This window comes from Burkholderia paludis, from assembly GCF_000732615.1.
Taxonomy (GTDB): Bacteria; Pseudomonadota; Gammaproteobacteria; order Burkholderiales; family Burkholderiaceae; genus Burkholderia; species Burkholderia paludis.
Map to the genome: position 1 here is coordinate 1 of NZ_JPGL01000130.1, position 631 is coordinate 631.

Sequence of the window (631 nt, forward strand, 5' to 3'; positions counted from 1 at the left end):
GGATGAATGGTGTTCAGCGGTGCAACAGCCATCTGCTGAGGACGGCTTACGGTCGAAGATGCGGTCATGGAGGGAAACCGGAAATGAATTCAGAAATGAGGCGAAGACGCCGCGAGATATCGGTTCGTCGTCCGTCAAACAAACCCAGGCGTACGCATGTCAGACGCCGTTGATCCGGTTTGCGCCTTGCCGGCCACACCCGCGGCGCCGAGCAACGACTGAACACCGGAGAGTCCCGCGCGAGCGATCCCGCTTACCCCGCCTGTCTTGAGCGCACCGGCCAGTTGACTCAGTTGCTTACCCGCCTGCACCGCCGTACCGGCCCCCGACAACACCTGTGACGCAACATCGCGCGTCTGGGCGGGAACTGCCGTGGAAGCATTGCCTGCGTCGCCTGTCGCTTTGTCCGGCCATTCAGCCTTACGCGCATAGCTGCCCGGGCTCCAGGGATCCGCGTTATCAGAGCCGAAGGTCACATGTGCCGGACCGGGCGCCAGACCGCTGACAGCGGCATACCCCTTGGCGCTCAACATGCCGGTCGCAACCCGTCCCAGCGCATCCTCGACCTTGTACGTCGACATCACCCCACGCTGAATCGCATAGGTGTTGAACAGTTCCAGATTGCCCTTGC

General features: G+C 62.3%; 1 pseudogene. It reads right to left on the minus strand.

Annotated features, from left to right (window positions below):
* Positions 1 to 134: 134 nt before the first annotated feature.
* Positions 135 to 631, minus strand: a pseudogene (locus GQ56_RS45785) (type VI secretion system tip protein VgrG); the annotation flags it as partial.